21 protein-coding genes and 1 pseudogene are annotated in these 21,826 nt (G+C 66.8%); 14 read left to right on the forward strand and 8 right to left on the reverse strand.

The window, feature by feature from the left end; all coding sequences use genetic code 11:
* Window positions 1-1,420, reverse strand: a 1,420-nt coding sequence (locus WA317_RS09785; RefSeq protein ID WP_425172840.1) for an MFS transporter, incomplete at its 3' end; no start/stop codon positions are given.
* A gap of 103 nt (window positions 1,421-1,523) precedes the next feature.
* Here WA317_RS09785 and WA317_RS09790 point away from each other — a divergent pair.
* Window positions 1,524-2,198: a TetR/AcrR family transcriptional regulator gene (locus tag WA317_RS09790; RefSeq protein ID WP_425172841.1), complete on the forward strand. Its 675-nt coding sequence runs from the start codon at window positions 1,524-1,526 to the stop codon at window positions 2,196-2,198.
* 14 nt (window positions 2,199-2,212) lie between these two features.
* Here WA317_RS09790 and WA317_RS09795 read toward each other — a convergent pair whose 3' ends face one another.
* Complete coding sequence (locus WA317_RS09795) at window positions 2,213-4,015, reverse strand: AMP-dependent synthetase/ligase (protein WP_425172842.1); 1,803 nt, start codon at window positions 4,013-4,015, stop codon at window positions 2,213-2,215.
* Window positions 4,016-4,241: 226 nt separating this feature from the next.
* Here WA317_RS09795 and WA317_RS09800 point away from each other — a divergent pair, with 226 nt between their 5' ends.
* The 5 genes from WA317_RS09800 (at window position 4,242) to WA317_RS09820 (ending at window position 7,651) form a co-directional block, all read left to right on the forward strand.
* Complete coding sequence (locus WA317_RS09800; protein WP_425172843.1) at window positions 4,242-4,631, forward strand: polyketide cyclase / dehydrase and lipid transport; 390 nt, start codon at window positions 4,242-4,244, stop codon at window positions 4,629-4,631.
* 106 nt (window positions 4,632-4,737) lie between these two features.
* On the forward strand, window positions 4,738-5,172 hold the full coding sequence (locus tag WA317_RS09805; RefSeq protein WP_425172844.1) for an SRPBCC family protein: 435 nt from the start codon (window positions 4,738-4,740) through the stop codon (window positions 5,170-5,172).
* Window positions 5,169-6,455 (forward strand): ArsA family ATPase, encoded by a 1,287-nt coding sequence (locus tag WA317_RS09810; protein WP_425172858.1) that lies wholly within the window; start codon window positions 5,169-5,171, stop codon window positions 6,453-6,455. The genes WA317_RS09805 and WA317_RS09810 overlap by 4 nt, the downstream gene beginning before the upstream one ends.
* Window positions 6,443-6,835 (forward strand): hypothetical protein, encoded by a 393-nt coding sequence (locus tag WA317_RS09815; protein ID WP_425172845.1) that lies wholly within the window; start codon window positions 6,443-6,445, stop codon window positions 6,833-6,835. Before WA317_RS09810 ends, WA317_RS09815 begins: the two co-directional genes overlap by 13 nt.
* Window positions 6,836-6,922: 87 nt before the next feature.
* Complete coding sequence (locus WA317_RS09820; RefSeq protein WP_425172859.1) at window positions 6,923-7,651, forward strand: lysophospholipid acyltransferase family protein; 729 nt, start codon at window positions 6,923-6,925, stop codon at window positions 7,649-7,651.
* Window positions 7,652-7,697: 46 nt separating this feature from the next.
* Here the strand turns inward: WA317_RS09820 and WA317_RS09825 are convergent, their stop codons facing one another.
* Complete coding sequence (locus tag WA317_RS09825; RefSeq protein ID WP_425172846.1) at window positions 7,698-9,008, reverse strand: glycosyltransferase 87 family protein; 1,311 nt, start codon at window positions 9,006-9,008, stop codon at window positions 7,698-7,700.
* 68 nt (window positions 9,009-9,076) lie between these two features.
* On the opposite strand from WA317_RS09825, the gene WA317_RS09830 reads away from it, so the two are divergent.
* Genes WA317_RS09830 through WA317_RS09840 form a run of 3 tightly spaced genes read left to right on the forward strand, consistent with a single transcriptional unit; the run spans window position 9,077 to window position 11,896 of the window.
* Window positions 9,077-9,958 (forward strand): hypothetical protein, encoded by an 882-nt coding sequence (locus WA317_RS09830; protein WP_425172847.1) that lies wholly within the window; start codon window positions 9,077-9,079, stop codon window positions 9,956-9,958.
* Between the two features lie 7 nt (window positions 9,959-9,965).
* Window positions 9,966-10,460 carry a polyadenylate-specific 3'-exoribonuclease AS gene (locus tag WA317_RS09835; protein WP_425172848.1) on the forward strand — a complete coding sequence of 165 codons (495 nt, stop codon included), beginning with the start codon at window positions 9,966-9,968 and terminating at the stop codon, window positions 10,458-10,460.
* A gap of 47 nt (window positions 10,461-10,507) precedes the next feature.
* Window positions 10,508-11,896: a class II 3-deoxy-7-phosphoheptulonate synthase gene (locus WA317_RS09840; protein ID WP_425172849.1), complete on the forward strand. Its 1,389-nt coding sequence runs from the start codon at window positions 10,508-10,510 to the stop codon at window positions 11,894-11,896.
* 91 nt (window positions 11,897-11,987) lie between these two features.
* Here WA317_RS09840 and WA317_RS09845 read toward each other — a convergent pair whose 3' ends face one another.
* Window positions 11,988-13,193 (reverse strand): protein kinase domain-containing protein, encoded by a 1,206-nt coding sequence (locus WA317_RS09845; protein ID WP_425172850.1) that lies wholly within the window; start codon window positions 13,191-13,193, stop codon window positions 11,988-11,990.
* A 79-nt stretch (window positions 13,194-13,272) separates the two neighbouring features.
* Here WA317_RS09845 and WA317_RS09850 point away from each other — a divergent pair, with 79 nt between their 5' ends.
* Window positions 13,273-13,677: an Rv2175c family DNA-binding protein gene (locus WA317_RS09850; RefSeq protein ID WP_425172851.1), complete on the forward strand. Its 405-nt coding sequence runs from the start codon at window positions 13,273-13,275 to the stop codon at window positions 13,675-13,677.
* Here WA317_RS09850 and WA317_RS09855 read toward each other — a convergent pair.
* Both WA317_RS09855 and idsA2 read right to left on the reverse strand, forming a co-directional pair.
* Window positions 13,664-15,199, reverse strand: coding sequence for an alpha-(1->6)-mannopyranosyltransferase A (locus WA317_RS09855; RefSeq protein WP_425172852.1), 1,536 nt, complete (start codon window positions 15,197-15,199; stop codon window positions 13,664-13,666). The two genes, WA317_RS09850 and WA317_RS09855, sit on opposite strands and share 14 nt — an antisense overlap.
* A gap of 4 nt (window positions 15,200-15,203) precedes the next feature.
* The gene (gene idsA2, locus WA317_RS09860; protein ID WP_425172853.1) at window positions 15,204-16,262 is read right to left on the reverse strand and encodes a bifunctional (2E,6E)-farnesyl/geranyl diphosphate synthase; all 1,059 of its coding nucleotides are present in this window, start codon (window positions 16,260-16,262) and stop codon (window positions 15,204-15,206) included.
* A gap of 345 nt (window positions 16,263-16,607) precedes the next feature.
* Between idsA2 and WA317_RS09865 the strand changes: the two genes are divergently transcribed.
* Window positions 16,608-17,516, forward strand: coding sequence for a mycobacterial-type methylenetetrahydrofolate reductase (locus WA317_RS09865; RefSeq protein WP_425172854.1), 909 nt, complete (start codon window positions 16,608-16,610; stop codon window positions 17,514-17,516).
* On the opposite strand, the gene WA317_RS09870 is transcribed toward WA317_RS09865, so the two are convergent.
* Window positions 17,508-18,227: an LppM family (lipo)protein gene (locus WA317_RS09870; protein WP_425172860.1), complete on the reverse strand. Its 720-nt coding sequence runs from the start codon at window positions 18,225-18,227 to the stop codon at window positions 17,508-17,510. The two genes, WA317_RS09865 and WA317_RS09870, sit on opposite strands and share 9 nt — an antisense overlap.
* A gap of 165 nt (window positions 18,228-18,392) precedes the next feature.
* A pseudogene (locus WA317_RS09875) lies at window positions 18,393-18,989 on the reverse strand (GNAT family N-acetyltransferase); the annotation flags it as partial.
* Between the two features lie 302 nt (window positions 18,990-19,291).
* On the opposite strand from WA317_RS09875, the gene WA317_RS09880 reads away from it, so the two are divergent.
* The 3 genes from WA317_RS09880 (at window position 19,292) to rsmH (ending at window position 21,680) form a co-directional block, all read left to right on the forward strand.
* The gene (locus WA317_RS09880) at window positions 19,292-19,693 is read left to right on the forward strand and encodes a DUF3040 domain-containing protein (RefSeq protein WP_425172855.1); all 402 of its coding nucleotides are present in this window, start codon (window positions 19,292-19,294) and stop codon (window positions 19,691-19,693) included.
* 405 nt (window positions 19,694-20,098) lie between these two features.
* Window positions 20,099-20,530, forward strand: coding sequence for a division/cell wall cluster transcriptional repressor MraZ (mraZ, locus tag WA317_RS09885; RefSeq protein ID WP_425172856.1), 432 nt, complete (start codon window positions 20,099-20,101; stop codon window positions 20,528-20,530).
* A complete protein-coding gene (gene rsmH, locus WA317_RS09890; protein WP_425172857.1) occupies window positions 20,505-21,680 on the forward strand; it encodes a 16S rRNA (cytosine(1402)-N(4))-methyltransferase RsmH in 1,176 nt (391 codons plus the stop codon). The genes mraZ and rsmH overlap by 26 nt, the downstream gene beginning before the upstream one ends.
* The last annotated feature ends 146 nt before the right edge of the window (window positions 21,681-21,826 follow it).

Here is a 21,826-nt window from a genome sequence, read left to right on the forward strand (position 1 = left end):
TCGTCGGCACCACGCCTTGCGCCACCAGCTCCTTGGCCTCGGCCAGCTTGGTTGCCAGCGGCGGCGGAGTACCGGCGGAGGTGAGTCGATCGACAAGCACCGAGCCCACCCGGCTGGACACCACCGAACCCAGGATCGTGGTGCCGAGCACGCCGCCCAATTGCAGCGCGGTGGACTGCAGACCGCCGGCCACCCCGGCGTCGTCGACCTCGGCATTGCCGACAATGGCGTCCAGGCTGGCCGTGATCACCAGCCCGATGCCGGCGCCGAGCAGCGCGAACGGCGGCCACAGGGCCTGGTAGCCGGAGTCGGCGTGCAAGTAGGCCAGCACGGTCAGCCCGGCGGCGACGGCTGCCAGTCCGATCACCATGGCCGGGCGCGGCCCGAACTTGTTGGTGAGCAATCCGCTGAGCGGCGCCGTCACCATCAACGCCACACTCAGCGGAAGTGTCCGAACACCAGTGGTGACCGGACTGAAGCCGTGCACGTTCTGCAGATACAGCGACATGAAGAACACTGCACCGAACAACGCGAAGAAGTTGACGACGACCACCGCGGTGCCCACTGCCAGCGACCGATTCGCGAACAGCCGCATCGGCAGCAGCGGCTCAGAGCTGCGCAGCTCGATCAGCACGAACACCGCGATCACCGCGAGGCCCAGGAGCAGGAACATCAGCGTGCGACCGGCCAGCCAGCCCCAGTTCTGGGCTTTGATGAGGCCGAACACGAGTAGGAACAGCCCACCGGAAAGGGTGGCGATACCGGGAATGTCGAGGCGGCGCGAGCCGGCGCTGCGGCTTTCGACGACGGCCAGCGCGCCCAGCAACAGCGCGGCAACCCCGATCGGTGCGTTGATGTAGAAGACGGACTGCCAGTTGACGTGCTCGACCAATAGTCCGCCGACGATCGGGCCGGCGGCGATGGAGACACCGGATGCGCCGGCCCACATCCCGACAGCGGTGTTCAGCTTCTCCCGCGGGAATGCGGCGCGCACGATCGCCAGAGTGCTCGGCATCAGCAGGGCGCCGAAGACACCCTGTAGGGCACGCAAGGTGATGACACCGCCGACTGTGCCAATCAGGCCAATGCCCACCGACGTCGCGGCGAATCCGGCGACGCCGACGAAGAAGACCAACCGGCGGCCATATCGGTCGGCGAGATTGCCGCCGAAGATCAGCAGCGACGCCAGGGCGAGCATGTAGGCATCGGTGATCCACTGCAGGTCCGTCAGCGACGCGTGCAGGTCCGCGGCGATGCGCGGGTTGGCGATGGCCACGACGGAGGCGTCGAGACCCACCATGATGACCCCGACGCAGGCCGCGGCCAGCGTCCACCAGGGGTGGCCCTGCGTCGAGTGGCGGCCCTGTGTCTGGCGGCCGCCGAGCTGCGTCGGCTCCGCCGTAGAGAGGGTGACAGCCATGAAATTGCTCCGATCCATTTATGTGGAGGACAACTACCACTTACCTGAACCACGGTAGGCGTAAGTGGATGCGCTCTTCCACTTCTGTGGCTAGGCTGAGGCTGTGATTTCAGGCGCAACGCAGCGCACGAAGCGAGCCAGGCCACTTCGCGCCGATGCGCAGTTGAACCGGGACCGGATCCTGGCCGCGGCCGCCGAGTTGTTCGCCGAGCGAGGCCTGTCCGTGCCGCTGGAGGAGATCGCCGGCCGAGCCGGCGTCGGGGTGGCGACGTTGTATCGGCGCTTTCCCACCCGCGCCGACCTCGCGACGGCTGCGTTCGAACGCAACATCTCCCGCTTCACCACCGCCGTCGACCGGGCGCTCACCGACCCGCAGGCCTGGGACGGTTTCCGGATGCTGATCTTTGAGCTGTGCAGGTTGCAGGCAACCGACGCGGGTATGCGCGACTTGTTGACGACGGCGTTTCCGGCCAGCAGCGTCGTCGAGCAGCGCACCAATGAGGGCGTCGACAAGCTCAAGGTGCTGATCGAACGAGCACAGCGCGAGGGCAGTCTGCGGCCCGACGTGGTGGTGGCCGACATCGTCGTCATGCTGCTGGCGAATGCCGGCGTGCTGAGGGCCACCGGTCACTCCGCCCCCGATGCCTGGCGTCGCTTCGCCGCGCTGATGCTCGACGGGTTCGCCGCCACTCCCGGTGCGCCCGTTTCTTCATTGCCGCCGGCACCGCCCGAACAGCAGCTGCGCCAGTCGATTGCGATGCTGACCGGCGAGCGCTGACGTCGTCTGCGGCGTCAGTTCGTCGTGTAGATGGCCTCGATCTCGGGTGCGAACTTCTCGGCCACCACTTTGCGCTTCACCTTCATCGTCGGAGTCAGTTCCCCGGTGTCTTCGGTGAAGTCGACCGGCAGGATGCGGAACTTGCGGATCGATTCGGCGTGCGACACCGACAGGTTGGCTTGTTTGACGGCCGCGTCCACCTCAGCGACCAGGTCAGGGTCGGCGACCAGGTCGCCCACCGACGTGCCGGCGGCCTTGCTGTTGCGCTGCTTCCAGGCTTCGAAGGCCTCGGGGTCGATCGTGATCAGCGCCCCGACGAACGGCTTGGCATCGCCGACCACCATCGCCTGGCTGATCAGCGCGTGCGCCCGCAACTGGTCTTCAAGCACGGCAGGCGCGACGTTCTTGCCGCCGGCGGTGACGATGATCTCCTTCTTGCGGCCGGTGATCGTCAAGAACCCGTCTTCGTCAACCGCGCCCAGGTCGCCGGTCTTGAACCATCCGTCGTCGAAAGCCTCGTCGGTGGCCTGCTCGTTACGCCAGTAGCCGCTGAACACGACGCCACCGCGCACCTGCAGCTCACCGTCGTCGGCGATCCGCATGCTGTTGCCGGGGACCAGCTTTCCGACCGTGCCGATCTTCAAGCCGTTGATCTGGTTGACGGTGATCGCCGCGCTGGTCTCGGTCAGCCCGTAACCCTCGTAGATGGTCAGGCCGATGCCGCGGTAGAAGTGGCCCAGCCTGGCGCCCAGGGGAGCACCGCCGGAAATGGCTGCGTGGCAGTCACCGCCCAGCGCCGCGCGCAGCTTGCCGTAGACCAGCCGATCGAACACCGCGTGCTTGGCCCGCAGCCCCAAGCCCGGACCGCCTTGGTCCTGGGCTTCGCTGTAGTCGACGGCGGTCTGCGCGGCGATCTTGAAGATGCGGCCTTTGCCGTCGTTGGCGGCGTTCTGGGCGGCGGTGTTGTACACCTTCTCGAATACCCGCGGCACCGACACCACAACGGTCGGCTTGAACACCGCCAGCATCGGCACCAGGTTCTTGATGTCACTGGTGAAGCCGACGGTGAGTTTGCTGCTGAAAGCCGCCATGGTCAGCGCGCGGGACAGCACGTGCGCCAATGGCAGGAAAACCAACAGCCGCTCACCTTTGACCAGCAGGGTCGGCAGCGCCTCCTTGGTGCCCCGAGTTTCGTAGAAGAGGTTCGAATGGGTCAGTTGGCAACCCTTCGGCCGCCCGGTGGTACCCGAGGTGTAGATCAGCGTGGCCGGATCCGCCGCGCGTAAGCCGCCGACGCGGGCAGTCACCTCGCTCGCGTCGACCGGCGCGCCTTCCTGCGCCAGCACGTCCAGCGCTTTAGGGCCCGAGCCGTCGATGTGCAGCACCCGGCGCAGCGCAGGCAACTGGCCGGCGAGTTCGGCCACCAGGGTGGCGTGGGCGTCGGTTTCGGCGAACAGCAGCACCGCCTCGGAGTCCTCCAGCACCCAGCGCACCTGCTCGGCGGACGACGTCTCGTAGATCGGGACGGTCACAGCGCCCACCGACAAGATGGCGAAGTCGAGGATCGGCCACTCATAGCGGGTCGCCGACAAGATGGCGACCCGATCGCCGGCCTGGACACCGAGCGCGATCAAACCCAATGCGGTGGAACGAATCTCAGCAGCAGCAGCAGCGCAAGTGACGTCTGTCCACGTTCCGTCGACAAGCCGCTGGAAGATCACGAAGTCGGGATCGTCACGCTCGTGCTCGAAGACGGCGGAGACGACGCTGTCTTGCTCGCCGACGGGGAATGGGGCGGCTACGCTGAGCTCACGCACGCTTTGACCTCGCTTGATGTGTCCGGGGAGCCGGCTGGCTGGCTCTTAAGCCTAGTGGCGATCGCAAGCGCGGCGGAGCCGGGCGCAGCGGGTCGCCACGTGTGCTTAGTGGCGATCGCAAGCGCGGCGGAGCCGGGCGCAGCGGGTCGCCACGTGTGATTAATGCGAATCCACACAGGTATGGGCCGCGGTGTGCGCCCGCCCGGCGGTGTGTGAAGCTGTGCCGATGCACAGCATCCAGGTCGCCGACGAGACGTTCGTGGCGGCTGATCCGGCACGCGTCGGCAAAGCGGTCGCCGACCGCGCGAGCTGGCTGAGGTGGTGGCCTGACCTGCGGCTCCAGGTGGTCGAAGACCGCGGCGCGTTAGGAGTCAGGTGGGCGGTGACCGGCGCGCTGACGGGCACCATGGAGATCTGGCTGGAACCGGTGCTCGACGGCGTGCTTCTGCATTATTTCCTGCACGCTGAGCCGTCCGGCGTCTCGGCATGGCAGCTGGCCAAGATGAACCTGGCGAAGATGACGCACCGCCGCCGCGTCGCCGGGAAGAACATGGCCTTCGAAGTCAAGTCGGCGCTGGAAAGTTCGCGCCCGGTTGGGGTTTCTCCGATGTTTTAGGCGGTCCGGCTCGGCGCGGGGAGTACCGTTTCTGCGGAAGGGCTAGGGGCACTCCCTAACCGACCCGCTCGCGGGGGAGCTTGCGGGGGAAGAGGGAAGCAACCAGGTGGCGGAAAAGACGGCGCAGACCATCTACATAGACGCGGACCCAGGCACGGTGATGGACGTCATCGCCGACATCGGCTCCTACCCCGACTGGGTCTCGGAGTACAAAGAGGCCGAGGTCCTCGAGGCCGACGCCGACGGTTACCCGAAGGTGGCCCGGTTGGTGCTCGACACCAACGTCCTCAAAGACACCCTGGTGCTGACTTACGACTGGCCGAACGACCACAAGTCGGTGCGGTGGTCGCTGGTCTCCAGTTCGCTGCTGAAATCTCTTGACGGTGTGTACCGGTTGTCGCCCAAGGGGTCAGGCACCGATGTCACCTATGAACTCACGGTTGACCTGGCCATTCCGATGATCGGGCTGTTGAAGCGCAAGGCGGAACGCAGGCTGACCGACACCGCGTTGAAGGATCTGAAGAAACGAGTCGAGGCCTGAGTGCTCCCGCCACGCCCGCTCTCGCGCGAATAAGTCTTTTCGTCGGCAAGGGCGGGGTAGGAAAGTCCACCCTCGCGGCCGCCAGCGCCGTCGGTGGCGCACGGGCCGGTCAGCGGGTGCTGCTGGTTTCCACGGACCAGGCGCACTCGCTCGGCGACGTGCTGGGCATCGCGGTGCCACCGAGCGGCCGGCGCGAGCCGGTCCGAGTGCTCGCCGACCTCGCAACAGGAGGGGAAACCGGGAAAGCGGAACTGGGTGGCGGCTTCCTCGACGCGCTTGCCCTGGACACGCTGGCGCTGCTCGAGGCGCGCTGGCGCGAGATCGTCGACGCGCTGGATCAGCGCTTCCCGGAATCAGAGCTGAGTTCGATTGCTCCGGAGGAGCTTTCGGCACTGCCCGGCATTCAGGAAGTGCTCGGCCTGCACGAGGTCGGTGAACTGGCCGCCGCCGGCCAGTGGGATCACGTGGTCGTCGACTGCGCGTCGACCGCCGATGCGTTGCGGATGTTGACCTTGCCCGCCACCTTCGCGCTGTACGTGGAGCGCGCCTGGCCGCGGCATCGTCGGCTCGGTGCCGCGTCGGACGACACCAGGTCGGCCGCCGTGGTGCAACTGCTGGAGCGCATCACCGCCGGTGTCGAGCAGCTCAGCGCACTGTTGACCGACGACGCGGTGGTCGGGGCGCATCTGGTGTTGACACCGGAGCGAGTGGTGGCGGCCGAGGCGGTCCGCACGCTGGGCTCGTTGGTGCTGATGGGCGTTCGTGTCGAACAGCTGATCGTCAATCAGGTTTTGGTGCAAGATGATTCGTACGAATATCGGAACCTGCCCGCGCACCCGGCGTTCGCCTGGTATGCCGAACGTATCTGCGAGCAACAGACTGTCCTCAAACAGCTTGACGCCACCGTCGGTGACGTCGCGCTGGTGTTGACGCCGCATCTGGCCGGCGAGCCGATCGGCCCCAAGGCGCTGAGCGAACTGCTGCACAACGCGCGTCGGCGCGACGGATCACCTCTGCCCGGCCCGCTGCGTCCAGTGGTCGACCTGGAATCGGGTTCGGGGTTGGGATCGGTGTACCGGATGCGGATAGAGTTGCCGCAACTCGATGCCGGTGCGCTCAGCCTCGGCCGGGTCGACGACGACTTGATCATCAGTGCCGGCGGGATGCGGCGCAGGGTTCGGTTGGCGTCGGTGCTGCGGCGCTGCACGGTGTCCAACGCGAGCCTGCGAGGTAGTCGGCTGACCGTACGTTTTCGACCGGATCCGGAGGTGTGGCCGAAGTGACCATTCACCGCGACGTGGGTCCGGAACTGCGGAAGCTCGCGCAGGCCATCCTGGACGGGATCGATCCGGGGGTACGCGCGGCGGCGGCCCGGGCCTTGGCCGGCGGTCCTGCGCGATGTCAGCAGGTGTGGTGCCCGGTCTGCGCGCTGGCCGCGCTGGTGACCGGTGAACAGCACCCGTTGCTGACCGTCATCGCTGATCACAGTGTTTCGCTGCTGTCGGTGGTCCGTGTGCTCATCGACGACTTAGAAAAGCCCGGAGACAAGTCCGGCGACAATTCCGGGCAACCGCCACCGGGCGGCGACGAGGCTTCCGGGCCGGCGGACAACGGCGCCAGCAGGACCCGCTACCAGCCGATACCGATCACGGTGGACGACTGAGAAGTCGCTGTGACCCTGTGGTTGCATTCACACCTGGTCGGTACAGTTGTCCAGAACACCATCGGGTTTCGGGAGCCGGGAGGGTCCATGTGGTACTGGCTGATGAAGTACGTCTTCATGGGCTGGTTGTTCACCCTGCTCGGGCGTCCGAAAGTAGAAGGTTTGGAAAATCTTCCGCGCTCGGGTCCAGCGATCCTGGCGAGCAACCACTTGGCTGTAGCGGACAGCCTCTACTTGCCGCTGGTCTCGCCGCGTCGGATCACTTTCCTGGCGAAGCAGGAGTACTTCACCGGCACCGGACTCAAAGGTGCGATCTTGCGCTGGTTCTACGGCAGTACCGGGCAGATTCCGATCGACCGCAGCAGCGGCGACAGTGCCAAGGCGGCGTTGGTAACCGCCACCCGGGTGCTGGCGGAGGGCAAATTGCTGGGCATGTATCCCGAAGGCACCCGTTCCCCTGACGGCCGGCTGTACAAAGGCAAAACCGGGCTGGCGCGACTTGCGCTGCACACCGGCGTACCGGTGATACCGGTGGCGATGATCGGCACCAACGTCGTCAACCCGCCCGGCAGGAAAATGCTGCGATTTGGCCGGGTCGTCGTCCGATTCGGCAAGCCGATGGACTTCTCCCGGTTCGAGGGCTTGGCCGGCAACCATTTCATCGAGCGGGCCGTCACCGACGAGGTCATCTACGAGCTGATGGGCCTTTCCGGTCAGGAGTACGTCGACATCTACGCCGCCAGCCTCAAGGAGCACGGCGACAGCGCCCCGTCCCAGGACGAGCTCGACCGCATCCCGGAGACGGCAGCGGGCTAGCGGGTCGCCGCCACGGATCCGTACGGCGCCGTCCACACGGGCTCGATCAGTCCGAGGCCAAGGCCAGCGGCGACGCCGGCACTGGATGGAAAACCGGCGCCGGCGGTGCCGCGGTGCGGTCCACGAAGGTCACTCCGGCGGCGACGATGGTGCCCAGTGCCCACCACACATAGGACGCGCCCACCAGTTGACGCCACAGCGTCGCAGCCGTCTCGTGATGCTTGACCATGAGATCGATGGGCGTCCACACCATCAACGCCAGTCCGGCCGCGCTGACCACACCCAAAGCGGCGTTGCGTCGCCGGTAGGCCAGCACAGCGGTGACCAGAACCGCCGGCAGCATCCACACCCAGTGGTGCGACCACGACACCGGCGACACCACCAGCCCGAACAAGGCCACACAGCTCACCGCCAACGCCGGTTCTCCGGCACGCAGAACCCGCCGCGTCGCCCATACCGTCGCTGCCAGCACCAGGAAGCAACCCGCCACCCACAGCAGAAAGCGGTCATGTTCGCCGAGGCCGAGGCGGGCCAGCACGCCCGCGATGTTCTGATTGGTGTTCAACGTCGCCGAGCCGATCCGGTCGGTCTTGCTCACCGTGTGCGTCCAGTATTCCCAGGAGTCGCTCCAGGCCAATAAGAAACCGGCCGCCGTGGCGGCGGCGAAAGACCCCAGCGCGGTCAACACCGCCCGCCTGTCGCGACGCAGCAGGAAGTAAAGCAGGAACACCGCCGGGGTGAGTTTCACGGCGATTCCCACGCCCAGCAGCAGACCGCGCGGCCACGAGGTGCGGCGCGGCAGGCAGTCGGCGACGACCAGCGTCATCAGCACCACGTTGATCTGCCCGAACGCGAAATTGGACTTGATGGGCTCCAGCCAGATCGCCGAGGCAGCCACCACCGTGAGGGTCAGCCATAACCGCCGCAACCACGTCGGCCCGACCAGCCAGCGTGTCGAGGACCACACGTCGAGGCTGGTCAACAGGATGGATATCGAGACGATCAGCAGCGCCAGATTCACGCAGGTGATCACGATGCTGGCGGTCGGCATACCCAACCAGGCGAAGGGGCAGAACACGATGGCCGCCAACGGCGGGTAGGTGAACGGCAGGTTCAACCCGGTCGGCGTGTGAAACTGCACGCCATTGGCGTATAGCGGCCGGTCATGCAGCCAGGCCTGCGCGCCCATCCGGTAGACGTCGACGTCGATGCGGTAGGGGATGTGCCGGAACAGCTGCCCGGCGGCCCGGCTCATCTCCAGGACGGCCAGCAGCCAAAGCAACGCCCAGGTGGCAGACCGCCGTACCGCTGCCCGTCTGCGCCGACTGCCCACGTCGGGCGACTGCCAGGTATTCATGTCGGCGAACAGACTATCGGTGCCTATGGCGCGCCCCGCGGGATGGCGGACGCGAATGGGCGTACTTTTTGGTGGTGCTGCATTGGTTGCAGGTGGACATCATCGGCCGGGGTCGGCTGCCGCTGCTGTTGTGCCTTATCGCCTTCATCGTGACGTTTGCCATTACCCGCAGCTTCGCGCGGTACATCCGCTACTGCGCGGCCGCCGGTCGGCCGCTGCGGTGGTGGGAACCGCGCAACGTCCACATCGGATCGAAGCACATTCACCACGTCGTCGTCGGAGTGGTCATGGTGATGGCGTCCGGGGTGACGCTGGTGGCGCTGTCCACAAACGGCAACCAGCTGGAGGCCACCGGCGCCGCGATCTTCTTCGGTATCGGGGCGGCGCTGGTGCTCGACGAGTACGCGCTGATACTGCACCTTTCCGACGTCTACTGGGAAGAGGACGGCCGCAGCTCGGTGGACGCGGTGTTCGCCGCCGTCGCGGTGGGAGGGCTGCTGGTGCTGGGGCTGCATCCGCTGATGTTCTTCCTCGCGCTCTGGCAGGACACGACTCACTCGCCGGTGCTTCGGTCCGCTGTAGTCGCCGGAATGGTGCTGACCCCGCCGCTGGCGATCCTGGTCCTGCTCAAAGGCAAGGTGTGGACCGGTCTGATCGGCATGTTCTTCGTCGTGCTGCTGTTCATTGCGGCTATTCGGTTGTCGCGTCCGCATGCGCCGTGGGCCCGCTGGCGGTACACCTCGCAGCCGGACAAGATGGAACGCGCCGTGGAGCGCGAACGCAGCCTGCGCCGCCCCGTAATCCGAGCCAAGCTGTGGCTGCAGAACGTGATTGCGGGTACGCCGAGTCGTCCCGACGAGCGAGCGGTGAACGCCGAGCTGGACCGGGAGGTGCACGCCGCGCCGCCGCCGGAAGGCGTGCTGCAGTCTGTCGCCGCCGGCGGTGAATAGCCGGCTCGTGCGATATTTTTACGACACCGAATTCATCGAAGACGGCAGCACCATCGACCTGATCTCGATCGGAGTGGTCGCCGAGGATGGCCGCGAGTATTACGCGGTGTCTTCTGAGTTCAATCCCGAGCGAGCCGGCAGCTGGGTTCGCACCCACGTATTGCCCAAGTTGCCGCCGCCGGCTTCGCGGTTGTGGCGCTCGCGCGCCCAGATCCGCTCGGACCTCGAGACGTTCTTCGACATCGACGGCGACGAGCCCATCGAGCTGTGGGCCTGGATCGCCGCCTACGACCATGTCGTGTTGTGCCAGCTGTGGGGCCCGATGACCCACCTGCCGCCGCTGATGCCGCGGTTCACCCATGAACTCCGGCAGCTCTGGGAGGACCGGGGCAGTCCCAAGCTGCCGCCGCGGCCCCGCGACGCGCATGATGCCCTGGTCGACGCCCGCGACCAGCTACGGCGCTATCAGGTCATCACATCGCAGGGTGTGGCCGGCAAGTAGCCGTTCGCCCTAGTCAAGCGGCTGCGGCGCCCGGTTACCATGGATGGGTGAACTGGACCGTCGACGTACCGATCGAGCAGCTGCCGCCGCTGCCGCCGCTGCCGACGGAGCTGCGTAGCCGACTGGACGCCGCGCTGACCAAACCGGCTGCACAGCAGCCCAGTTGGCCCGCCGACCAGGCCGAAGCGATGCGCACGGTGCTCGAGAGCGTGCCGCCGGTGACGGTGCCGTCCGAGATCGTGCGACTGCAGGCCCAGCTGGCCCAGGTCGCCCGGGGCGAGGCGTTTCTGCTGCAAGGCGGTGACTGCGCGGAAACCTTCGTCGACAACACCGAACCGCACATCCGAGCCAATATCCGCGCGCTGCTGCAGATGGCGGTGGTCTTGACCTACGGCGCGAGCCTGCCGGTGGTCAAGGTGGCCCGTATCGCCGGCCAGTACGCCAAGCCGAGGTCGGCCGAGCTCGACGCGCTGGGTCTGCGGTCCTACCGCGGCGACATGATCAATGGCTTCGCTCCGGACGCCACTGTGCGAGAGCATGACCCGTCGCGGCTGGTGCGCGCCTACGCCAACGCCAGCGCGGCGATGAACCTGGTGCGGGCGTTGACGTCGTCGGGGCTGGCGTCGCTGCATCTGGTGCACGACTGGAACCGCGAGTTCGTGCGCACATCACCCGCCGGGGCACGTTACGAGGCGCTGGCCGGCGAGATCGACCGCGGCCTGAAATTCATGAGCGCCTGCGGGGTGGCCGACCGCAATCTGCAGACCGCCGAGATCTACGCCAGCCACGAGGCTTTGGTGCTCGACTACGAGCGCGCCATGCTGCGGTTGTCCGACGAAGATGGAGGCGAGCCGCAACTGTTCGACTTGTCGGCGCATTACCTGTGGATCGGCGACCGGACCCGGCAACTCGACGGCGCGCATATCGCACTGGCTGAGGTGATCGCCAACCCGATCGGCGTCAAGATCGGCCCGACGACCACTCCTGAGCTGGCCGTCGAATACGTCGAGCGGCTTGACCCGCAGAACAGGCCGGGCCGGCTGACGTTGGTGAGCCGGCTGGGCAACAACAGGGTGCGCGATCTGTTGCCGCCGATCATCGAGAAGGTGCAAGCGACCGGTCATCAGGTGGTCTGGCAGTGCGATCCGATGCACGGCAACACCCACGAATCATCGACCGGGTACAAAACCCGCCATTTCGACCGCATCGTCGACGAAGTGCAGGGCTTCTTCGAGGTTCACCGCGCATTGGGCACCTACCCGGGCGGTATCCACGTCGAGATCACCGGCGAGAACGTCACTGAGTGTCTCGGTGGGGCGCAAGACATCTCAGACACCGATTTGGCCGGCCGATACGAGACGGCCTGCGATCCCCGGCTGAACACTCAGCAATCGCTGGAGCTGGCGTTTCTGGTCGCGGAGATGCTGCGCGACTAACCCGCGACTGACCCGTACCGCGCGCCGAGCGTGCGTGTTTGTCCACGACACGCCGCGGGTGGATGTACAACCACGCACGTTCGCGCGGCGGCTAGAGCAGTCCGCTCAGATTGCTGCCGATCGTCCAGGCCGCGGCGGCGACGAGGCCGGTGAACGCCAGCACGACAGCCAGCCAGACCACCAACATGCGCCGGGCGCGCTGACGCGCCCAGATGAACTCGCTGATGTCGATTCCCGCGAATGTGGCTGACTCTGGCTGGTATTCGTCGTCGCCGGTTACCGGTTCGGGTTCCTCGACCCACTGTCGGGAGAGCTGACGGGTGGGGTGGCGTACCGGGGGGCCGGTGACCGGCGGCGGACGATGATCGGTAGTTCTACCTTCATCGGTAGGGCTGGGATATCGCGCGGTCGACCGGTGCTGGGCAGACTCCTGCGGTGCCGGCACCCGGATGCGGGGCAGATCCAACTCCTCGGCGATCGCGTCGAGCTCGGCGCGCATCTCCAGCGCGTCGGCGTATCGGTCGGCCGGGTCGCGTGCCGCCGCGCACTCGACCAACTCGTCGAATTGCGCCGGCACTCCCGCGATCGCGCTGCCCGGCGGCGGGACGTCGGTGTCCAACCGTTGGTAGGCGACCGATAGAGCCGAATCGCCGGAGAACGGGGTATGGCCGGTCAGCAGCTCGTAAACGACTATCCCAACGGCATACACGTCGCTGCGGGGGCTGGCGTCTCCATCGCGGACCTGCTCCGGCGACAGATATGCCGCGGTGCCGAGTATGACGCTGCTGGAGGTGATCTTGGCGGCGGCGACCGCGCGGACCAGGCCGAAGTCGGCGATCTTCACCTCGCCGTCGTCTGAGATCAGGATGTTCTCCGGTTTGACGTCGCGGTGCACCAGACCGGCGCGGTGCGCGGCGGCCAGCCCGCTCAGGACGGGGCGGAGCACCGCGACGACGGCGTGTGGCGGCATCGGGCCGCGTTCGGTCAGCAGCTCGCGCAGTGTGCCGCCTTCGATCAGCTCCATCACCAGGTAGGGGTGCCGCGCGTCCAGCCCCTGGTCGTAGACGGCGACCAGCCCGGAATCCTTCAGCCGTGCCACGGTTCGGGCTTCCATCTGGAAGCGGGTCAAAAACTGCTCGTCACCGGCGTAGCGGGAATCCATCACTTTCAGCGCCACCGGACGGTCCAGCCGCATGTCCAGACCGCGGTACACCGTCGAGGTGCCACCGGCGGCGATGGCGGGCCCCACCCGGTACCGGTCGTCCAGTATTGCGCCCACCAGCGCATCCGACACCACGGGGCCATGGTAAGTGGGCGGCGCGGACCAACGGGAAAAGCTGCGCTGGCGAAGTTCCGGCAGTTCTAGACTTGGCGCGGTGAGCAGCATCCCGGCCGGCGACGACGTTCTCGACCCGCACGAGCCCACCTACGATCTGCGGCGGGTTGCCGACCTGCTCGGTGTGCCGGTCACCAAGGTGCATCAGCAGCTGCGGGAAGGTCAGCTGGTGGGGGTGCGGCGTGCCGGCGAAGTGGTAGTGCCCCAGCTGTTCTTCACCGACTCCGGTGAGGTGGTCAAGAGTCTGCCCGGCCTGTTGGTCGTCCTGCACGACGGCGGGTACCACGAGACGGAGATCATCCGCTGGCTGTTCACCCCCGACCCGTCACTGACCATTACCCGCGACGGGACACGCGACGCGGCGAGCAATGCCCGACCGGTTGACGCGCTGCACGCCCACCAGGCGCGCGAAGTCCTGCGGCGCGCGCAGGCTATGGCGTATTGACCGGTGCGACAGCGACTTCCGGTCGGCTGGGCGCCCGGTACAGCATGTACCACGCAAGGGCCGCCGCCGCGGTCGCCAGGCCGACGTGTAGCCAGGAGTACATTCCGTGTGCTCCGTCGGGCCGGAAGATCACCATGATCCACGTCGAGAAGGCGGCGATCGCCGCCATCGCCGCCCGCGACTGCGCGAGCGGCGCAACGACTGCCAGCGGCCAGCTGTAGTACCACGGCAGCGCGGCGGGCACGAACAACACCACCACCAGCATCGCCCACGCGGTCCCGGTCAGTGCGGCGCGGTCGTCGCCGCGGAAACGCCACCACAGCGCGGGCAGCGCGACGGCGATGATCGCGATGCCCACGATCCGGGTGACCTGCAGAACGGCGTAGAAGTTGACCGGGAAGAACCATCCGCCGAGGGCGTGGATCAGGTTGGCCGTCGCCGTCGGCACCGTGAGCCAGTTGATGATCTTGACCGAGCCGGCGAGCGCCGTCAGCCAGCCCAGGCCCACTCCGGCGACCGCGGACAACGCCGCGAACACGGCGACGAAGATCAGTACCGACGCCGCACCGGCTGCTGCGAACGCCGCCGGTGGCCGGTAGTCGCGCCGGTCGCGCAGCTGACGCATCCACACCCAGACCAGGAACGGCAGCGCGATCGCAGCCGTTACCTTGACCGCCGCCGCCACCGCGATGAGCGCCGCACCGGCGACGGGATGACGCTCGAAAGCCAAAGCGATCCCGGCCGCCATCACGCCCACCATCAGCATCTCGTTGTGCACTCCGCCCATCAAGTGGATGATGACCAGCGGATTGAGCACGCAGATCCACAGTGCGGCCGGACCGTCGGCGCCCAGATGCCGGGCGATCCGGGGAGCCGCCCAGATCAGCAGGGCCAGTCCGGGCAGCATGCACAACCGCAGCAGCATGGTTCCCGCGATCACGTGGTCGCCGACCAGCATTGTGATGAAGCGGGCGACCAGAATGAACGCCGGACCGTAGGGGGCGGTGGTGATCGTCCAAATCGGGCTCACGTTGTCCAGCAATGGATTGGGGTCGTCGACCGGAGTGGCCACATAGGGGTCCAGTCCGTCGCGCAGCAGGGCACCCTGGGCTAAATATGAATAGGTGTCGCGGCTGAACACCGGCACCGAGAGCAGAAGCGGCGTCAGCCAGAAGCCGGTGGTGGCCACCATGGTGTATTCGGTTGCCGTGCCGGCGATCACCCGGCGGCCCAGCCGCCACCATGCGGTCAGCATCAAGCCGACGCCCAGCCACAGCAGTAACGACGACAGCACCAGCCCGTGGCCGAAGCGCAGCCAGGACAGCTGCAGCGACTCCAGCAACGGGTCGTGCTGCTTGGTGCTGCCGGCTCCCAAACCGCCCGCAGTGATCAGCACCGCGCCCAGGAAACCCTGCAGCGCCGGACGGGCCTCGGGTGCCGCGGTGAATTCACGCAGCCGCGATACGCGCTCCGCGACAGCGTTACCGGGATGCGCCGTGGGTGTGGGCGTCGGGGTGGACATGCGTTCAGGCTGACCTGTTCGCGGCCAGCCGGGCCAATTCGGACAGCCCCGCCTTGGCGGACGCATTGATCGGTGCGCCGGCCAGCGTGTCCAGCGCCTGCCGGGTCAGCCGCGCAATCTGATCCTCGACCGCGGCCAGTGCACCCACGTCCTCGATGACCGCGCACAACTCACGCACTTGCGCGTCGGTGAGATCGGTGCCCATCGAGCCGCGCAACAAGCCGGCCGTCTCCGGGTCCGAGGCATCGGCCAGTTGCACCGCTTCGGCGACCAGCACGGTGCGCTTTCCGGATCGCAAGTCGTCACCGGACGGCTTGCCGGTGACCGCCGGGTCCCCGAACACCCCGAGGACGTCGTCGCGCAGCTGGAACGCCACACCTAAGTCTGTACCGATCTGTTGGAAGGCGGCGTGAACATCGGCGCGATCCGCGGCAGCGGCTGCTCCGAGCTGCAGCGGCCGCGAAACGGTGTAGGAGGCCGTCTTGTACATGTTGACCGTCATCGCCGATCCGATCGACTCAGCCCCGCTGGCCTCGGCGACGATGTCGAGGTACTGCCCACCCAACACCTCGGTGCGGATGTCGGCCCACACCCGGCGGACGCGGCGGTGGGCATCCGGCGGCAGGTCGACGTCAGCGACGATGTCGTCAGCCCAGGACAGCGCCAGGTCGCCGAGCAGGATGGCCGCCGACAAGCCGAACTGATCCGCCGAGCCCTGCCAGCGCCGGCCCCGGTGCAACTCCGCGTACTTGATGTGCGTGGTCGGCCTGCCGCGACGAGTGGCCGAGCAGTCGATGACGTCGTCGTGCACCAGCGCGCAGGCGTGCAGCAGTTCCAGCGCGGCGAACAACAGCAGCACGTCGGCGTTGGGGTCCTCGGTGGCGACGGCGCGCCAGCCCCAGTAGGCGAACACCGGCCGCAGCCGCTTGCCTCCGCTGAGCACGAACTCCTCGAGGCCGCCGATCAGCCCGTCGTACTCGCCGCCTCCAACGCTGATGTACGCAGCGCCTTGGCGGCGATCACGCAGATAGGTCCGCAGGTGTTCGGTGATAGCGCCGGCCAACTCGACGGTTGCCGCTGCCTCGACGCTCAGCGCGGCGCCCCTTTCTGCTTCGCGTGTCCCGCTTTCATCACGTTCCGGCCGGATCGGGCCAGTGCACTCAGCGTAGATGGTAGAAGCCGACCGGGTAACCAAGGTTGTCGCAGGTCAATCTGCTTACATCCGGTTGCTTCGACGGTCTCACTTTCTCCCAATTATGCTGTCGAGGTAGCTGCGCCCAGTTCGCCCGGGCAGCGACACAGTCTCCGCGGACGTTAGCATCCGTGCGGTCGGCAAGAAGATTTCGTTTCGCCGGTCACGTCCCGAGACTTGGAAGGCCTGGAGGAAGTCGTCGATGCGGAACAGCCCGTGAGCCTGAACACCATCGCCCTCGAACTGGTGCCGCCGAACGCGGACCGCGGTTTGGAGCAGGCGACCGAAGAGGCGCAGAAGGTGCTGCGGTTCTCCGCCGACTCCGGGCTCAACCACCTGATCCGGCACGTGATGATTCCGGGCATCATCGCCGAGGATGACGACCGGCCCGTCCAAATGAAGCCGAAACTGGACGTGCTGGAGTTCTGGACGGCGATCAAACCGCAGCTGCCCGGCGTGCGCGGGTTGTGTACTCAGGTCACCGCCTTCTCCGACGAGCCTTCGCTGCGGGAGCGGCTCACCGACCTGACCGCCGCCGGGATCGAGGGCATCGTCTTCGTCGGAGTGCCGCGCACCATGAACGACGGTGAGGGGTCCGGTGTGGCGCCGACCGATGCGCTGTCGATCTATCGCGACCTGGTGCCCAACCGCGGGGCCATCATGATCCCGACCCGGGCAGGCGAGCAGGGCCGCTTCAACTTCAAATGTGATCAGGGGGCGAACTTCGCCCTGACTCAGCTGTTGTATTCCGACACCATCGTGGGCTTTCTAGCCGAATTCGCCGAAAACTCCGATCACCGGCCGGAGATCCTGCTGTCGTTCGGGTTCGTGCCGAAGGTGGAGAGCCGGGTCGGACTGATCAATTGGCTGATCCAGGACCCGGGCAACGCGGCGGTGGCAGAAGAGCAGGCGTTCGTCAGGAAACTGGCCGGCAGCGAACCCGCGGACAAGCGCCGGCTGATGGTCGACCTGTACAAGCGAGTGATTGACGGTGTCGCGGACCTCGGCTACCCGCTGAGCATTCACCTCGAGGCGACTTACGGCAATTCCCGGCCGGCTTTCGACACCTTCGCCGAGCTGCTGGCCTACTGGTCGCCGAGCAGCGTGCCGGCCGAGTCAGGTTAGCCGGTCCTCGAGGTAGGTAACGACCCGTTTGTGCAGCGGCCGCCTCTCAGGTTGATCGCCGGGCGTCAGCCGCGGCGAGCGGTCCCGCCCCAGCCACGCCAGTAGCGCCACCACTCCGGCAACCACGAACGACGAAATGCCCAGCCACATCGCGGCGTTGTTGAACGAACGGGTACTGGGATCGGTGTAGTGCGCCTGCGCCGACATCGTGCTGACCCCGCCGGGCTTGAGCTTCCACTGGACAACGTTCGGGTCGACACGTGTCCCGTTGGTCGAGCTCACCGCACCGGGGAAGGCGACGCTGAGTTCGACGTCAGCGTCGGCGTCAGTCAGCGACGTCAGGTCCGCCCGACCCTCCAGGATCACCAGATTGCCGGCTCGGCGCAGCCCGAGGCTGACGCCGTTGGCGTCGGGATTCATCTGCGCCAACTGCGGCAGTTCGGCGAAGGTCAGATCGGAGAACACCGCCTGGGAGCCCACATAGCCGTCGGCTTCGTACTTCGAGATCGCCACTTTCTGGCTGAACGGCAGGTTGGGGTCCAGCTGCGGTCCGTTGTCCTTGTCGTTGCGTGGCTTCGCCGCGGCGATGATCTCCCCGGACACCAGATCGTCAGGAGAGATCGTGATCGACGCTCGGATCCGCACGCAGCCGGCGGCTAACGGCACCACCACCAGCAGCAGCGCAATCACCAGCAACCGGCGACGACGGATCGGTCCGGTCGACAGCGGCTTGAACCTGGCTTGCACCACGTCATCGTGCCAGAACCGGCCGGCGGTCCGGCTGTCTGCCCTCGGCGAACCCGTTCCGGCTCAGGGCTCGCGGCGATCGCGAGCGCGGCTGGAAGCCGGGGGAAGCGGGTCGCCGCCATCAGGTTGGAGCGGTAGTGCGCGACCCAGAATGGCGAACGGTCTTGGGTCACCGGCGAAGTGGTAACCGCGGATGATGTCGGTGAAGCCCAGCCGCCGGTACAACCGCCAGGCCCGATTGTCTTCGCCATTGCTTTCCGGTGTGGAGAGCAGCACATTTGCCTCACCGCGTGCGGCCAGCAAGCGGCGCGCCAGCGCCTCGCCGAGCCCGCGACCCTGCGCCCGCGGATGAATGTGCAGTTCGGTCAACTCGAAGTAGCTGGCCATCAATTCGACGATCTGCGGGCGGTCGAAGCCGCCTCGTTGCAAGCCGAGAACCACCTGCTGCTGCCACCATTGATCGGGCGCGCCGCAATAGCCGTAGGCCACGCCGAGCATGCGCGCTTTCGTCAGTTCGGCGGCCGGCGGCAGTTCGTCGTCGCCGCACTCAGCTTCCACGGCTGCCACGGCCTGCCAACCTCGGCGACGGGTGTGCTCCAGCCACATGGCGGCGCGCTGGTTCTCCGTGCCGCGCGGGTACTGCATCGCGTCGACGTAGACGCCTAGGGCGTCACCGAGACGGAGCTGCATGTCCTGAGGCAGCAGATCGATGAGGAATGTCGCCAACTCGCGGTGTCCTCCTCGCCTCGATGATGTGCTGCGGCTTCAATTCCCATTATCGGGTTCCGGCAATACCGCGACGGTGTTGTCCGCCGGCTCGTTCGATGGCCGCTGTCGCCCCCTCGCCGCTTCGCGGCTGGGGGGCCCCCGCCTCGGGTCTTCCGACCCGCGTCGCCGGCCGGGCTAGAATCGGCAACCGAACCGGTGGTACGGCGCACCTTGACCTCGTATCATCTGTGTTAGTTGCCCATAAAACGGGCAGCCACGTACGGGTAGTCACGTGAGAGCCTTTCGGCAAGGAGGGACGAATGCCACTCTCCGATCATGAGCAGAGAATGCTTGACCAGATCGAGAGCGCTCTCTATGCCGAGGACCCCAAGTTCGCTTCCAGTGTCCGTGGCGGTGGATTGCGCGCGCCGACCGCGCGTCGGCGACTGCAGGGCGCGGCGCTGTTCGTGATTGGACTGGGCATGCTGGTCGCCGGAGTGGCCTTTAAAGCCACCATGATCGCGGGCTTTCCCATCCTTTCCGTCCTGGGATTCGTGGTGATGTTCGGCGGTGTCGTCTACGCGATCACCGGCCCCCGGTTGTCGGGCCGGCGGGATCGGTCGGGTCCGGGCTCGCAAGCGCGTCAGCGCCGCCCCAAGGGTGGTGGCGGGTCTTTCACCAGCCGGATGGAGGACCGGTTCCGTCGCCGTTTCGAGGAATAGACGCTCGACGAGCATCACGGGGTAGCTTCGGCTGCCCCGTTTTTCATTCACCGGCCCGATAAGGCGCTCCACCTGCGCCGACTCTGCGGTCAGGTGGTGCTCCGTCGGCTCGGCTCGACCGGCCTGCCGTGTCGATACCCCGGGTGCAGCGTCGATCAGCCGGTTGACTGCACCGGCACTGGGCTGAGGTGCCCCACAACGCCCCACCAACGCTAATAGACCGTTGAGCTGGCTCTTTCTGTCGTCCGCCACCGGTGTGGGCGACCGTCATTCGGCGGAGTCGAACACCCCAGTGGGGGATCGGCACAAACGACCCACAGCAAATGGCACGAAGTGGGGGAATGTGGGGTATTGTGGTGCACAGCGGAGGGGTAAGGCTCCGCGGCCCGGGCGGAAGGTGGCGCGATGTTTCTCGGCACCTACACGCCCAAGCTCGACGACAAGGGGCGGCTGACGCTGCCCGCCAAATTCCGCGACGCGCTGGCAGGAGGGTTGATGGTCACCAAAAGTCAAGACCACAGCTTGGCTGTCTACCCACGAGCAGAGTTCGAACAGCTGGCCCGCCGGGCCAGCAAGGCATCCCGAAGCAATCCCGGAGCGCGCGCGTTTCTCCGTAATCTCGCCGCCGGCACCGACGAACAGCACCCTGACGCCCAGGGACGGATCACGCTGTCTGCCGACCATCGCCGCTACGCCAACCTCTCCAAGGACTGCGTGGTGATCGGATCGGTCGACTACCTCGAGATCTGGGACGCCCGGGCTTGGCAGGAATACCGGGAGACCCACGAAGAGAACTTCTCCGCGGCCAGCGATGAAACACTCGGCGACATCATCTGAGGCGCATGCCCGTGCACCGTGGCCTCTGCCCGAACCGACCCTGACGTACTTCCCCAGCGCCAGGTTCGCGATCTCGGACAGGGACCTCGATGCAGGGGCTCCTCCGGTCTGGCCCCGGATTTCTCGGCGGAAAGGTGTAGTGGTGCCTGACGCCACAGGCGAATTCGGTCATATCCCAGTCCTGCTCGACCGCTGCGTCACCCTGCTCACCCCGGCGCTCACCCGGCAGGCGTCCGACGGATCGGGCGCACTGCTGGTCGACGCCACCGTCGGCGCCGGTGGGCACGCGGAGCGTTTGCTGACCGCGCTACCCGGGCTGCGGCTGATCGGCTTGGACCGCGATTCCAGCGCCCTCGAGATCGCCGGCGCCCGGCTGGCCCGGTTCGCCGGCCGGGTAACGCTGGTACACACCCGCTATGACGGGATCACCTCGGCGTTAACCGAATTGGGCGTCGCCGCGACGGGTTCGATCGACGGTCTGCTCTTCGATCTCGGCGTGTCGTCCATGCAGCTCGATTCGGTCGAGCGCGGTTTCTCCTACGCCCACGACGCTCCGCTGGACATGCGGATGGACACCGGCTCGCCGCTGACCGCCGCCGAGATCCTGAACAGTTACGACCAGGCGGCGCTGGCGGGAATCCTGCACAGGTACGGCGAAGAGAAATTTGCCCGCCGCATCGCCGCGCATGTCGTCCGCCGCCGCGCGCATACCCCGTTCAGCACGACCGGTGAGCTGGTCGACTTGCTTTACCAAGCGATTCCGGCGCCGGCCCGGCGCACGGGAGGACACCCGGCCAAACGCACCTTTCAGGCACTGCGCATCGCGGTCAATGGCGAGCTGGACTCACTACACACGGCGCTGCCCGCCGCGCTCGATGCGCTGGCCGTCGGTGGGCGCCTCGCGGTGCTGGCCTACCAGTCGCTGGAGGACCGCTTCGTCAAAAACGTATTCGCGGACGCGGTCTCTTCTCGCACCCCGGTGGGTCTGCCGATCGAATTGCCCGGTCACGAGCCGAGATTCAGGTCGCTGACCCGCGGTGCCGAGCGCGCTGATTCTCTGGAGATCGATCGCAATCCGCGCAGTGCCGCAGTGCGGCTGCGGGCTGTGCAACGAGTGGCACCGGGCAGCGACCAGAAGGGGCGATCATGAAAGCAGAACGCGAAACGGCGGCGCGCCGCGGCAGTGATCGTGACCGTCAGCGGGACAGCGCTGCCGGTAAATCGTCGGAGTCGACGGCGGCGCGCCGCGTACGACCGCGCAGCGGAAAGCCTTCGGCGCCGCGCCGCGAGCCCGGC

Source organism: Mycobacterium sp. (genome assembly GCF_049802695.1).
Classification (GTDB): Bacteria; Actinomycetota; Actinomycetes; order Mycobacteriales; family Mycobacteriaceae; genus Mycobacterium.